Below are 13406 nucleotides of genomic sequence, written 5' to 3' on the forward strand. Positions count from 1 at the left end.
CCGCCTTGAAGTTGTTCGAGTTCGGCCCGACTGACTAGCCGTTCTCAGCCACGATGTCGGCGAGTCTTTCGAAGATCAGTCGGCGAAGATGCAGCTCAACCGCGCCATAGCGGATTCTTACAGGATGGCCAGTGTTTCGGCGATGTCTTTGGTCAGCAGATAGAGGTCCAGGTTGGCTGGATCGTCGGCATCGAGTGGTTCGAATCCGAACCGTTGCCACCAGCGGAATGCCTCGACGTTGAGAGCGGTGACCACGACCGCACGACAGGCAGCCTTGATGTTCAGTTCGGCCGCGGTGGCCAGGATATGCTTGACCATCTGGGTCCCGAGTCCGAGTCCGGCTACGCGGGTTTCGGTGGCCAGGCGACCGATCAGCAGCGCGGGAATCTGCCGCGGTGCGCCCTTGCTCAGAGTTTTGGGACTGGTGGAGCGATCGACGGAGGTCATCGACAAGCTTGCGTAGCAGACGACGTTGTGGTTGGCGTCGGTGATCACCCACACCGCGGCGGTGTTGCCGCGTCGATTCTGGCCGGCGTAGCGACGCAACCACTCGTCTAATGTTGTTTCGCCCGAGGTGAATTCGTTTCGGTGGTGGTTGTCCAGGTCGAGTAATGTTGGCCGGTGGAACTGCACCTCAGTCGAGCCAGGTGAACTTCGCCGGTCGTTGCAATGCTGCTGCGAGCCTCTCGTTGACCTGTGCGGGACGGTTGAGCGCTTCGGTCAAAGCGACCGCAGCATTGGGGGAGAGGTGGATGGTTTGTCGTTCGGCGAGCACGTCGTCGGCGGCACGGCTAGCGGCTTGGAGCACGAACGCCGTCACACTGAGGTGCGCCGCGCTTGCCGCCGCTTCTAGTCGCCGTTTGGCGGCGGCGTCGACCCGCAACTGCAAACGGTCGTCCTTCATCGAAGTCATGTACTCACAATGGCAGTACATTGCCTTTCCGTCAAGGTCACGCAAGCAATTCGAGCGCAGGCCAGCCGTCGGCGGATCGTTGGATCGCTGTGATCGAGATGCACTCGGACCCGGTACCCCGGCGACGCCCCGCCGTGGCGCGCGAAGCGGATCGGGCGACGACACCGGTTTCAGTACCCGCATGGACATCGAAACTGACAGCAATGGGGGCCAGTCTTGGTGCGCGGCAGCGGGGTGGGTGTCTCTCGTGTCGTCGTTGCGATCGACACCAGAGCGATTTGGGGACCACTTTGGGACCACACGCTAAGCGCGCGACTGAACGTCCTGCGCGTCTATGCACGATGGCCAATCGCTTCGATCTCGGTTCGTCCTTCGAACGGGTTCGGTCCGATGGACGCCGCGGCGTAAAACCGCGACGCCGTGAATCTCGCGCAGAATTCTTTCGAATGCAGCTTCTTGCGCGGCGAATCTCTGGGCGCCTCTGCTTTAGCACTCAACGAGGATGGATCCTCGCTCCCAACCAACGCTGCCTCCACCCCGATGCACCCAACCAGCAACCGACGAGAGAACACGATAGTCCGCCTGTTGGCGAAAGTCCTTTTGCACCAACGGGTGCCACGCTCCTCCGCACGAAGGCCGTCCGGCGGCGCGGCGTTTGAACCAGCGGCGCAGGCGAAGAGGCCAAAACTTCGCGGTTTAAATCGACGTAGATTTTATTGGCCGAAGAGGCTGATTTCGGTGCTCAGCGCGGGAAGCCGCAACGCAAACATGACCGCCGCGTTTTGTCCCGTGCCCCGAACTCGGCTTTGGATCAACGCATGTCTGTCACCGCCACTGCCACCGCCCCTGTCACGGCCACCCCTGCCTCCCCTGAGGCCTTCAGCAAGTTGCTGGACACGGCTGATCGCGTCGCCGACGAGCTGCGACGGACCGCCGCCGAACGCGACAAGGCCAATGCGACTCCACGCGCGGAAATCGAGTTGCTGCGCCAAAACGACCTCCTTCAGGTCCAGGAGCCGGTCGAATACGGTGGCTCGGGGCTCAACTTCGCTCAGGCGGCGCAGATCATTCGGCGGATTGCGCGGGGTGACACCTCGATCGCGCACCTGATCGGCTACCACTACGCCCAGACCCGGGTGGCCGGGTTGTTCGGCACTCCGGCCCAAGCCGATGCCCAATCCCGGCGCAACGCGAGCGAAAAGCTGTTCTGGGGAGGAATCCAGAATCCCCGCGGCGGCTCAGCCCTGGTCCTGACCCGCGATGGCGACGGATTCCGCCTCAATGGCTACCGCAGCTTCGCCAGCGGCGCCAGCACCGGAGATCAGCTCTCGGTGACGGCCGCGCTGGAGGGTGAACTGGTGTTTTTGTCGCTTGATGTGCGCGGCGGACGTCAGGGATTCACCTTCCTTGACGACTGGGACAACATCGGGCAGCGGCTCACCGATTCTGGCGGGGTGCGAGTTACCGATGCCCGCATCGAACATCACGAGGTGCTCGGCGAGGAGCCGTTCATCGGTAACACCTTGACCCCGTATCAAACGCTGATCACCCCGCATTGGCAGCTGGCGTTCGTCAACTTCTATGTCGGCACGGCCGAGGGCGCGCTCGCCGAGGCGTTGGACTGGACGCGCGCATACGCCTCACCGTGGGAAAGCTCGGGCGTCGAACGCGCCACCGATGACCCGTACATCTTGCACACCGTGGGCGAATTGGTCAGCGAGGTGCGCGCCGCGGCGCTGCTGGCCGACCGGGCTGGGGACGCGTTGCAGGCGGCCGTGGACTTCGGTCCGTCGTTGACCGAGGACCAGCGTGCGGAAGCCGCCATCGCGGTCTACGAGGCCAAGTACCTGTCTACCAAGGTCAGCCTGGAAGCCGCGAGCCGTCTGTTTGAGATTCAGGGTGCCCGGGCCACCACCAGTGCCTACGGATTCGACCGGCATTGGCGCAACTTGCGCACCCACACCCTGCACGACCCGGTGGCCTACAAAGCCCGCGAAGTAGGGGACTGGGTGCTCAACCACCGCCACCCCGAGTTCTCGCTGTACCGCTGAGGCATGGGCATCACCCTGCACTGGTTTCTGCCCACCAACGGTGATTCGCGCACCGACTTGAGCCTGGGCAACGCCGTCGGCGCGGAGGGCAGCCGCGTCGACTCCTATGGCACCGATCGCGCCCCAGACCTCGACTACATGGCGCTGGTAGCCAGCGCTGCCGAACAGCTGGGATTCACCGGGGCGCTGACCCCGACGAGCAGCTGGTGTGAAGACGCATGGGTGCTGACCGCGGCACTGACCCAGCGCACGCGGCGGTTCAAGTATCTGGTGGCGTTCAGACCTGGACTGCAGGCGCCCACCCTGGTTGCCCAGGCGGCGGCGACGTACCAGCGGATCTCTGGGAATCGGTTGCTGCTCAACGTCGTTACCGGCGGCGACGACGCTGAGCAGCGCCGGTTCGGCGACGACCTCGGCAAGAACGAGCGCTATGAGCGGGCTGCCGAGTTCTTGACGGTCTTCCGCCGCCTGTGGTCTGGGCAACGCGTCACGTATGCCGGGAAGCACCTGTTCGTGGAGGATGCGACGATCGTGCCGGCCGCGACCTGGCCGGAGATCTACCTGGGCGGCTCATCGTCGGCTGCACTGGATGTGGCCGCCGAGCACGCCGACGTCTACCTGACCTGGGGTGAGCCGCCGGCACAAGTGGTGGAGAAACTCGATGCGGTGCGCAAGCGGGTCAAGGATCTGGGTGCGGGGCGTGCTGCGGCGGGCGAGTTGCGGTTCGGAATCCGGCTGCATGTCATCAGTCGGCCCACCGCGGCCGAGGCGTGGGCTCAGGCTGATCGGCTGTTGGCGGGGCTCGATCCCGAGCAGATCCGCCGCGCCCAGGAGGTGCAGCGTAGCTCGCAATCGGAAGGCCAGCGGCGGATGACGGAACTGCATGGTGGCCGCATCGACAACTTGGAGGTCTCGCCCAACCTGTGGGCCGGTGTCGGGTTGGTTCGCGGTGGTGCCGGCACGGCTCTGGTCGGCAGCCACGAGGAGGTCGCCGACCGCATCGCCGAATATCACGAGCTGGGCTTAGACGAATTCATCCTGTCCGGCTACCCGCATCTGGAAGAGGCCTACGCCTTTGGCGAGGGCGTTGTGCCCATCCTCGCCGAGCGTGGACTGCTCACCGCAACTTCGGAGGTATAGCAGAGTGAACACCGGACCCAGCGCCCCCCTTCGGTTCGCCTACTGGGTGCCCAACGTCAGCGGCGGCCTGGTGACTTCGACCATCGAGCAGCGCACCGACTGGAGTTACGAGTACAACGTCGCGCTGGCCCGGTTGGCCGAAGAGGCCGGCTTCGAGTATGCGCTGACCCAGGTCCGCTACACCGCGAGTTACAGTGCCGAATACCAGCACGAGTCAACCAGTTTCAGCCTGGCGCTGTTGCTGGCCACGCAGCGGCTCAAGGTGATCGCCGCCGTGCATCCAGGGCTCTGGCATCCAGGGGTGCTGGCCAAATGGGTGGCCACCGCCGATCACCTGTCCGGCGGGCGGATCGCCGTCAACGTGGTCAGCGGCTGGCTCAAAGACGAGTTCATCAAGCTCGGCGAGCCGTGGCTAGAACACGATGAGCGCTACCGGCGCAGCGCCGAATTCATTCAGGCGCTCAGGGCGATCTGGACACAGGACCGCGCCAATCTGGCCGGCGACTTCTACCGCATCCGCGACTTCAGCCTGCAACCCAAGCCTCTGCCCGTGCCAGGACGGGCACACCCGGAAATCTTCCAGGGCGGGAATTCCACTGCGGCGCGCGACAACGGTGGGCGTTATTCGGACTGGTACTTCTCCAACGGCAACGACTTCGACGGGGTCAGCGAGCAATTACACGATCTGGAACGCATTGCCGCCGCCGCTGGCCGCAGCAAGCGTCCAAAATTCGGCTTGAACGGATTCGTCATCGTCCGCGACACCGAGGCCGAGGCACGCCAGGTCCTACGCGAAATCATTGCCAAAGCCGACACGCCCGCTGTCCGGGACTTCGGCGCCGCAGTGAAACAGGCCGGGGCGTCGACCTCGGACAAGCGAGGGATGTGGGCCAACTCCAGCTTCGAGGACCTGGTCCAATACAACGACGGGTTCCGCACCCAGCTGATCGGGACCGCCGAACAGGTCGCCGAACGCATCGTGGCCTACCGCAAGCTCGGTGTCGACTTGATCTTGGCCGGCTTTCTGCATTTCCAGGAGGAAGTCGAGGCGTTCGGCCGCACCGTGCTGCCGCTCGTGCGGGAACTCGAAGCCGCCGAAGCCCTAGAAACCGTCGATACCGCCGCGGTTCGATGACGGCCGGGTCGTCGCCATCGGGCGCTCACGCCGATGCCGTCGCCGCCGCCGAAGCTTTCGCCGCCACCATACGAGCGGGCGCGGCGCAGCGGGACCAGGCCGGGGCGGTGCCGTACACCGAGTTGGCCGCCTTCGACAGCTCCGGCCTGCCCGCAGTCACGGTGCCGGTGACCGATGGCGGTGCCGGGCTGGGGCCCCGCACCCTGGCCGAGGTGACCCGGATCATCGCCGCCGCCGACCCGGCATTGGCCCAAATTCCCCAGGGCCACTATCTCGCCGTCGATATCCTCGGGCTCATCGGCACACCCGAGCAGCGTGAACGCATCCTGCCCGCAGTGGTTTCGGGTGGACGGATCGGCCCCGTGCTCGCCGAGCGCGGTGGCCACCACGCCCAAGACCTCAAAACCCGCCTCATTCCCGATACCACCGGATGGCGACTGGAAGGCACCAAGTACTACTGCACCGGCGCGATCACCTCCCGATGGCTGGCAGCCAGCGCACTGGACCCCGATGACCGCGTCGTGCTCGCGTTCGTCGAACGCGACGCTCCCGGTGTGTTCATCGACGAGGACTGGGCGGCGATGGGACAACGCGCCACCGTCAGCGGGACCACCACCTTCGACGGTGTCCGCGTCGAGGACACCCTGGTGTTGCCGTACTGGTCGGTGTTCACCCGTCCGCAACTGCTCGGGGCGCGCGCCCAACTCGTTCATGCGGCCATCGAGGCGGGGATCGCACAGGGTGCGTTGGCCGATGCCCGCGAGTTCGTGCGCACCCGCAGTAGACCGTTCTTCGAGGCGGTCCGGGCCGGGCAGGTCAGCACCGCCGCCGACGATCCGCACACCCGGTGGCGTTTCGGCCGACTGGCCACGCAAACTCGTGCCGCGGTTGAGCTGCTGCGTTGGGCCGCCGGGGTGCTCGACGAACTCGGGCTCGACCCCGCCAACCCCGAAGCCGCGGCACGCGGATCGATCGCGGTCGCCCAAGCCAAGACTTTTGCCAGCGACACCGCCGTGGACGTCGCCAGCCAACTGTTCACCCTGACCGGGGCCAGCGGCACCGACCGGCGATTCGCACTCGACCGACACTGGCGCAACGCGCGGACCCACAGCGTGCACGACCCGGTCGATTGGAAATACCACCACATCGGAGCCTGGGAACTGGCCGACGTGCCCCCACCCAACCACGCGCAGATCTGACATCCACAAACTGGGATAGGCGGACCGCTTCCGTCTCGATCTGACGATTAAACTCCTTCAAGGTGATGACATCAGCGCGCTGGTTCCCTCCGCGTCTGCGACATGACCGATGAGCGACAGTACTTCCCAAAGCTGGGATATAACAACGAATCTCGGAGCAACCGCACTCGCTGTTGCTGCCCAGCGGGCTGCTGAGACTGCACAACCACAACCGCTAGTCCGCGACGAGTTCGCCGCGATTCTGGTTGCGGCCGTGAACGATCCGGGATGGAATTCCATGGCGCGGGGCGATCTGTCGTGGATGGGCCCCGATAATGAGCTTGGACGACGCGCCGCAATCATCGGCCGAGAATACGTGGCAACCCGCACCGTGTTCTTCGACGAGTTCTGCGCGTCTGCGACAGACGACGGGATCGGACAACTGGTGATATTGGCCTCTGGGTTGGACGCTCGGGCATACAGGTTGTCATGTCTGTCCGGTGTCCATGTCTACGAGATCGACCAGCCGGCCATACAGGAGTTCAAGCAATCGACTCTCGGCGCTCACGGCATAACGCCAATAGCCGAGATTCATCCAGTGGCTGTGGATCTGCGCAAAGAGGAGTGGCCCATCGCGTTGACGGAAGCCGGATGGGACGAGTCGGTGCCAACCGCCTGGCTCATCGAGGGACTTCTTCCCTACCTGTCATCTTCCGAGCACGACCGACTTTTCCGAACGGTAACTCAATTGAGTGCGAACGGCAGTCGGCTGGCGGCAGAGGTCTATCACCACGCAACGACTCACCTCGGTGCAGAACGTCTGGAGCGATGGCGAGAGGAAGCCGCAAACATTGACGACGCGCTAGGTGTCGACGTCGACGTGACGGCGTTCATCAAACACGAAGACGCTACCGATACAGCGTCCTGGCTAACGAACCACGGCTGGGTCACCGACTCCCTCGACAGTCGCACCGAGATGGCCCGACTCGGCCGCCCGATACCGGCTGAGTTCATCGACACCGCACCCGCGAGTTCCCTTGTAACTGCGGTTCTGCGTCATCGCGCAACCAGTGAATGAATCAGTCCGTTCAGTCGGTTCGCGTCAACACCAACGCTGCTTCGTTGTAGGGAAACAGACGATAGAAAATTCGGGGTGCCGGCAGGACAAGGGGCGCGGCCTCAGCCTTGCTGACGATGCGCGGGTTGCCCAACGCGAGGGCTTTGCCCCACTTGTGCAGTACGGTCGGTCCGCCGGCCAATACGTTTTTGAGCCAGTCCGTTTCAGGCCCGTAGCCGACGAGAATGACGAAGCCGTCCCGGGTCTTGAAAACCAAAAGGGGCGTTCGATAGCGCCTGCCTGACTTGCGGCCGGTGTGTTCGAGTGTCCCGAGGCACGGAAGCCACGGTGTGAGCGAGCGAGCCACAGGATTAGTCCGTAGTTCCCCCCGCTGAGTGGGTTCTGAATCCCCGATGTTGTTCGTGAGCAGGTGTTTGGCGTTCATGCGGGCGTACTAATGTAGTCATGTATTATCATGGCATTGCTCGGCGTGTTAACTTGGCATATCGTAGATATAGCGCGGATAAGTTGATATAAAGTAATCATGTACGTGACTCGGGTTCCCAACCGTGGGTCACCGCCAGCGGTGCTGTTGCGGGAGTCCTACCGCGACAACGGCAAAGTCAAAACACGCACCCTGGCCAACTTGTCACACTGGCCCGAGCGCAAGGTGGAAAAGCTACAGCGTGCCCTCAAAGGCCTGCCGCCACGCGGGATCTGGCCGAGTCGTTTGAGGTCTCCCGCAGCCTGCCCCATGGGCACGTGGCCGCAGTGCTGGGCACCGCCGGACCCTGGGCGTCGAAGATCTCATCGACGCGACACCATCGCGGCGGCGCGACCTGGTCACCGCGATGCTGGTAGCCCAGGTCATCGCCCCGGAATCCAAGCTGGCCACCGCACGCGGTTTGCGCACCCAGACCGCCACCAGCTCACTGGGCGAGGTGCTGGGGGTCAGTGGGGCCGATGAGGACGACCTGTACGCGGCGATGGACTGGGCGCTGGCCCGCAAAGATGCCATCGAAACCGCGCTGGCCGCCCGGCATCTGAACGATGGCACCCTAGTGCTCTACGACGTGTCCTCGGCGGCCTTTGAGGGCCGCACCTGCCCCCTGGGCAAGATCGGACACGCCCGTGACGGGGTCAAAGGACGTTTGCAGATCGTCTACGGGCTGCTGGCCACCACCGCCGGGATACCGGTTGCCATCGAAGTGTTCGACGGCAACACCGCTGACCCGAAAACGTTGACCGCCCAAATCAATAAGCTGAAAACCGGTTCGGACTGTCGCGGGTGGCCCTTGTCGGCGATCGCGGCATGATCACCAGCGCGCGCATCACCGAGGAACTACGCCCTGCCGGTCTGGACTGGATCACCGCGCTGCGCGCCCGCAGATCAAGGCCCTTGTGCAAGCCGACGCCCTGCAGCTGAGCTTGTTCGACGAACACGACCTCGCTGAGATCAACTCCCCGGACTATCCCGGCGAACGCCTGGTCTGCTGCCACAACCCGCTCTAGCTCAAAAGCGCACCCAAAACGCCAAGACCTGTTGGCCGCCACCGAAAACAACTCACCGCCATTACCGACGCCACCACCCGAACCCGCCGACCCTTGCGCGGCAAAGACGATATCGCGCTACGGGTAGGCAAGGTGATCAACCACTACAAGATGGCCAAACACTTCCACATCACCATCACCGACAACTCATTCACCTTCACCCGCAACGAAGACGCCATCGCCGCCGAAGCCGCCCTCGACGGCATCTACGTGCTGCGTACCAACCTGCCCAAATCCGCCCTGGGCCGTGACGATGTGGTGTTGCGCTACAAGGGACTCGAAGACGTCGAACGCTTCTTCCGGACCCTCAACAGTGAACTTGACGTGCGACCCATCCGCCACCACCTCGCCGACCGGGTCCGCGCCCACATGTTCCTACGCATGCTGTCCTACTACATCAGCTGGCACATGAAACAAGCCCTGGCCCCCCTGCTGTTTCGCGACCACGACAAACCCGCAGCCGCCGCCAAACGCACCAACCCTGTTGCCCCGCTCAACGTTCCGATGCCGCCCTAGCCAAAGCCTCCCGCAAACGCACCACCGACGACACCCCGGTGCACAGCTTCACCAGCCTGCTCGCCGACCTAGCCACCATCTGCGCCAGCCACATCCAGCCCGCCGACGACATGCCCACGTTCACCAAATTCACCACCCCCACCGCACTACAACACCACGCCTTCGAACTACTCGGCCTCACCCACCGCCTGGGCTACAAGTAGTCATGCAGACAACACAAAACCCCAGGTCACGGCACACTCATCACCAAACCAGGGGGAACTACGGATTAGTGACACGGCGATGGAACCGTGCGACAGCACGAGGCACTCGCATGAAAATCCTTTCTCACCCCATGCAGTTCTGGTTCACCCGGGCGACTGCAGTGGGCTTGGTGCGAAACCTACGTCGTTGGAACCTCTTTGGGCCGATCCCATAACGGCTCGCCCAATTTGGCACGTACTTTCCCCCACGGGTCGGCGTACTGACCGGGCGCGTTCCGATACGGCGACCGGCGCGCCATGACCGTTCGCACAACGGGGCCGAGGAGCGGGCCTGGGTAGCGCAAAAAGCGGTACTTCCTCGACAATTCGGCCCGCAGATCGGGCCACGAGTGGTTCTGGAATCGCAACGCCTCTTGGGCGCGGGTGGTGTCCATCCAGTCGGTGACGAACCAATCGACGTCACTGTTCGGATCCCCGGGCCGGCCCGGTGGCATGGCGCCCGGTAGACCCAAAGCCGCGACGAGGCCTGCGGTGACCTCGCCGTAGGTCAATCGGTGGGTGTCGTCGCCGCCGATCAGTAGGATCTCGCGAGCGACGTCGGCGGTGGTCGCTTCGGCCATCGCCCAGGCGACGTCGCGAACATCGACTGTCTGCACCCGACCGTCACTGGGTACTACGGCTTGCAGGTACGCCATATCGGCGCTGACCGGTAGTGCCCCCAGGTCCGGGCCGACCACGGCCCCCAGACGCAAGACCACCCAATCCAGCGTCGAGTCCCGCACAATCTGCTCGCCCTCAGACTTCTGTCCGCTGTAGACGTCATAGGGCCGCATCGGGTCCTCTGCCTTCAGAGGAGGGGTCGTGCGGTGCGGGTTACGGGGTCCCATCACGGTGATGCTCGACGCGTGGACGAATCGCGGTGGCTTCTGTTGCCCCTCGGCGATGCGAACCAGACTTGCAGTCGCGTCCACGTTCACCCGTCGCGCGACTTTGGGAATCGGGTAGATCGCCGGTGCGATGATCGCCGCGAGATGGATGATCGCGTCCGGGGCGACCTCGGACACGAGACGTTGCACCTGCTCGGAATCGGTGAGGTCGGCCCACCGGTACTCGACGCCGCGCGGTAGTTTTGCAGCCGCCTTCCGGTTGGCGGGCGTATCGAGGTCCGTCGCCACCACGCGGCGGCCAAGGTGGGCAAGTCTCCGAACGGTTGCCGAACCCACCAGGCCGAAGGCGCCAGTGACAAGGACAGTTCCATTCAGCTCAGTGCCCATGGATTGTTACTCCTCGAATATTGCGGCCGGCGAGCAGGCGTCGTGGGCTTGTGTCTAAAAGCGTCTAGAAGCCGCCCGCGACTCGTATCACGGCGCGGCCGGAATGCTCTCCGGCTCGGACCTTGTCGAGTAGCTCTACGACGTCCTTGACATCGACGTCGTGTGCGACATCCGAAAGATGTTGTGGCTTCAGTGAATTCCCTAGCTCTTCCCACAGTGCGCGGCGCGGGCCGATAGGCAGGAGCACCGAGTCGATGCCGAGGAGCGCCACACCGCGCAGGATGAACGGCATGACGGTGGTCTGAAGTCCGGCACCACCGGTGAGTCCGCTGGCCGCCACGGCAGCGCCATAGTTCATCGTGCTGAGCAGATGGGCCAGTGTCGGCCCGCCGACGCAGTCGACGGCTCCGGCCCAGCGGCTCTTGCCGAGCGGTCGTGGCTTGGCGTCGGGATCCTCCGGGAGTCTTCCGATGACTTCGGCCGCACCGAGTTCTCGCAGCCGATCAGCCGCATCGGGCTTACCTGTAGATGCCACCACGTGATAGCCCGCGGCTGCGAGCAGGTCGACACTGATGGATCCCACCCCGCCCGTTGCGCCGGTAACCACAATCGGTCCGTCCTCGGGATTGATGCCGTGCCGCTGAAGGGCTTTCACGCTCATTGCTGCGGTGAAACCCGCTGTGCCAATGGCGGCACCCTCGCGTGGTGTCAACGCGCCGAGTTTGACTACCCAGTCTGCCGGCACCCGCGCATACTCCGCGTAGCCGCCGTGACTACCTGTGCCGATCTGGTAGCCATGCGCCAAAACTAGTTCCCCGACGCTGAATTCGTCGGAGTCCGATGACACTACCTCGCCGGTGAGGTCGATACCGGGCACGACCGGGTAGGTGCGCACGACGCCCGAGTTCGGCGTCAGTGCCAACGCGTCCTTGTAGTTCGCGCTGGAGTAGTGCACTCGGATGGTGACCTCGCCGGGAGGCAACTCGGAGCCGTCGAGCGTCTCAATCGCCGCGCGGATGCCGTCGTCGACCTGTCGCGCGACGAGGGCTTCGAACGCCGCTACTTCGCCCATGGACCAAACCTCCTAATTGCCGCAGTCAATTTCGCGGATCGCACGTTCGGGACAGCTGTGGATTGCTTCGCGTACAACGTCTTCGCAGTCGGTTGGCACGTCGTCTTGTATTGCGATGGCCCAGCCGTCCTCGGACATTTCGAACACCGCAGGGCATAACGTGACGCACATGCCATGGCCGGCGCAACGGTCGTCGTCGACGGTGACCCTCACTGTTCGTCCATTTCGACACGATCGAACGCTCGGAGCGCGCCGGACTTACGCAGGACGGGATACGGGAGGCGTACGACCATGTTGATCATGAACCTTACCAGATGCTGCTAATGGCTATGGGCTATGATTGTCAATGCTCAATATTTTATTTCAAGAATGATCTACTTGTTATTTGAGAGTGGCATTCTCGGCTGATGGAGGGCGAACAGCGGGGCCAAGTGCGTGTGAATCGGATGGAGGCTGGCGAATCAAGCAGACAGCGGCTCAGTCGATATCGTCGTGTCATGTCGGTTCGACGCCGTCACTCCCTCGGCGGGTTCCGACGCCTGCACTGAGTCAGAAAACTGCGGAATCACCATCGGGCTCGCGGACGGTGGGCAATGAAAATAGGCAAAGCACCGGAGAACATGGCAGACGGAAATAGCGAAGTCACTCGCTCATGGCAGGAGCGCGCCGTAGAGCGTCGCCTGGGCGAGGCGCGCGCGCTTGCGGTCGCTCGAAGCACTCAATTCATGGCAACGGCACTCGAGCTCGTCCAAGAGTCCGGCCAGGCGAATTTCACGCTGCAGACGCTGGCTGAGCGCGCAAATCTGAGCGTAAGGACGTTCTATCAACATTTCTCAAGCAAAGACGAGCTGCTGCTAGCGCTGTATGAAGATGTGACCGCGCAATTCACAGCGGCGATCAGGGAAAAGGTCGAGGCTGCAGAAGACCCGATGGGACAGCTAGAGGCATGGTGTCGGGGGGTGCTTTCACGCCCGGGCTCATCGCAGGAAGTTGGTGGCCGTCTAGTTCTTCTCTACAACTTGAGCTTGGAAGTGGAACATCCGGAGGCCTTCGCCAAAGTTTGGGAGCCGCACCGAAAGCTGTTGACGGAGATCTTGACCGCATGTTCAGAGTCGGGATTGATCCGAAACGATCTCACGCTGCCGCAGCTGACCTCGATGTTGGGTTACACAATGACGTCTTTCGGCCAGTTCAACGCCCTCCACCAAGGGATGGACGGTGCGAATCTGACCGAAGATGCGGTGTGGGCTTGGTGTCGTCAGGCGCTCGCACCTCGGGAGACAGGGTCAGCCCCGACTTCCTCCGAGAGGTGATGT

The 13406-nt window shown here is 63.5% G+C and carries 12 protein-coding genes and 1 pseudogene; 7 read left to right on the forward strand and 6 right to left on the reverse strand.

All coding sequences use genetic code 11. The annotated features are described in order from the left end of the window. Positions 1-117 precede the first annotated feature (117 nt). Complete coding sequence (locus tag G6N68_RS12160; protein WP_163712132.1) at positions 118-633, reverse strand: GNAT family N-acetyltransferase; 516 nt, start codon at positions 631-633, stop codon at positions 118-120. Between the two features lies 1 nt (position 634). Beyond that, positions 635-913 carry a type II toxin-antitoxin system TacA family antitoxin gene (locus tag G6N68_RS12165; RefSeq protein WP_240355445.1) on the reverse strand — a complete coding sequence of 93 codons (279 nt, stop codon included), beginning with the start codon at positions 911-913 and terminating at the stop codon, positions 635-637. 818 nt (positions 914-1731) lie between these two features. Between G6N68_RS12165 and G6N68_RS12170 the strand changes: the two genes are divergently transcribed. From G6N68_RS12170 to G6N68_RS12190, 5 genes are all read left to right on the forward strand, one after another. After that, positions 1732-2964 (forward strand): acyl-CoA dehydrogenase family protein, encoded by a 1233-nt coding sequence (locus tag G6N68_RS12170; RefSeq protein WP_163712134.1) that lies wholly within the window; start codon positions 1732-1734, stop codon positions 2962-2964. A gap of 3 nt (positions 2965-2967) precedes the next feature. After that, positions 2968-4104, forward strand: a complete 1137-nt coding sequence (locus tag G6N68_RS12175; protein WP_163712137.1) for an LLM class flavin-dependent oxidoreductase — start codon at positions 2968-2970, stop codon at positions 4102-4104. Positions 4105-4108: 4 nt separating this feature from the next. Then, a complete protein-coding gene (gene sfnG, locus G6N68_RS12180) occupies positions 4109-5239 on the forward strand; it encodes a dimethylsulfone monooxygenase SfnG (protein ID WP_163712140.1) in 1131 nt (376 codons plus the stop codon). Further along, positions 5236-6438 (forward strand): acyl-CoA dehydrogenase family protein, encoded by a 1203-nt coding sequence (locus tag G6N68_RS12185; protein WP_163712142.1) that lies wholly within the window; start codon positions 5236-5238, stop codon positions 6436-6438. Before sfnG ends, G6N68_RS12185 begins: the two co-directional genes overlap by 4 nt. Positions 6439-6547: 109 nt before the next feature. Beyond that, on the forward strand, positions 6548-7495 hold the full coding sequence (locus G6N68_RS12190) for an SAM-dependent methyltransferase (protein ID WP_163712145.1): 948 nt from the start codon (positions 6548-6550) through the stop codon (positions 7493-7495). Between the two features lie 10 nt (positions 7496-7505). Here G6N68_RS12190 and G6N68_RS12195 read toward each other — a convergent pair whose 3' ends face one another. After that, entirely contained in the window at positions 7506-7919 is a 414-nt protein-coding gene (locus G6N68_RS12195; protein ID WP_163712148.1) for a nitroreductase family deazaflavin-dependent oxidoreductase, read from the reverse strand. Between the two features lie 99 nt (positions 7920-8018). Between G6N68_RS12195 and G6N68_RS12200 the strand changes: the two are divergent. Beyond that, positions 8019-9744, forward strand: a pseudogene (locus tag G6N68_RS12200) (IS1634 family transposase). Positions 9745-9923: 179 nt separating this feature from the next. Here G6N68_RS12200 and G6N68_RS12205 read toward each other — a convergent pair. The 3 genes from G6N68_RS12205 to G6N68_RS12215 form a co-directional block, all read right to left on the reverse strand. Next, on the reverse strand, positions 9924-11006 hold the full coding sequence (locus G6N68_RS12205) for an NAD-dependent epimerase/dehydratase family protein (RefSeq protein WP_163718528.1): 1083 nt from the start codon (positions 11004-11006) through the stop codon (positions 9924-9926). Positions 11007-11082: 76 nt separating this feature from the next. Beyond that, positions 11083-12090: an oxidoreductase gene (locus tag G6N68_RS12210; protein ID WP_163712151.1), complete on the reverse strand. Its 1008-nt coding sequence runs from the start codon at positions 12088-12090 to the stop codon at positions 11083-11085. Between the two features lie 12 nt (positions 12091-12102). Next, a complete protein-coding gene (locus G6N68_RS12215; protein ID WP_163712154.1) occupies positions 12103-12303 on the reverse strand; it encodes a ferredoxin in 201 nt (66 codons plus the stop codon). Between the two features lie 380 nt (positions 12304-12683). On the opposite strand from G6N68_RS12215, the gene G6N68_RS12220 reads away from it, so the two are divergent. Then, positions 12684-13403, forward strand: a complete 720-nt coding sequence (locus tag G6N68_RS12220; RefSeq protein ID WP_163712157.1) for a TetR/AcrR family transcriptional regulator — start codon at positions 12684-12686, stop codon at positions 13401-13403. Positions 13404-13406: the final 3 nt, after the last annotated feature.

The sequence above is a fragment of the Mycobacterium bourgelatii genome, from assembly GCF_010723575.1.
GTDB classification, from domain to species: domain Bacteria; phylum Actinomycetota; class Actinomycetes; order Mycobacteriales; family Mycobacteriaceae; genus Mycobacterium; species Mycobacterium bourgelatii.

Excerpts from the sequence above, each read along its gene's own strand:
- G6N68_RS12165 (WP_240355445.1), bottom strand. The coding sequence starts at position 913 with ATGACTTCGATGAAGGACGACCGTTTGCAGTTGCGGGTCGACGCCGCC.
- G6N68_RS12170 (WP_163712134.1), top strand. The coding sequence starts at position 1,732 with ATGTCTGTCACCGCCACTGCCACCGCCCCTGTCACGGCCACCCCTGCC.
- G6N68_RS12175 (WP_163712137.1), top strand. The coding sequence starts at position 2,968 with ATGGGCATCACCCTGCACTGGTTTCTGCCCACCAACGGTGATTCGCGC.
- G6N68_RS12185 (WP_163712142.1), top strand. The coding sequence starts at position 5,236 with ATGACGGCCGGGTCGTCGCCATCGGGCGCTCACGCCGATGCCGTCGCC.
- G6N68_RS12190 (WP_163712145.1), top strand. The coding sequence starts at position 6,548 with ATGAGCGACAGTACTTCCCAAAGCTGGGATATAACAACGAATCTCGGA.
- G6N68_RS12195 (WP_163712148.1), bottom strand. The coding sequence starts at position 7,919 with ATGAACGCCAAACACCTGCTCACGAACAACATCGGGGATTCAGAACCC.
- G6N68_RS12210 (WP_163712151.1), bottom strand. The coding sequence starts at position 12,090 with ATGGGCGAAGTAGCGGCGTTCGAAGCCCTCGTCGCGCGACAGGTCGAC.
- G6N68_RS12220 (WP_163712157.1), top strand. The coding sequence starts at position 12,684 with ATGAAAATAGGCAAAGCACCGGAGAACATGGCAGACGGAAATAGCGAA.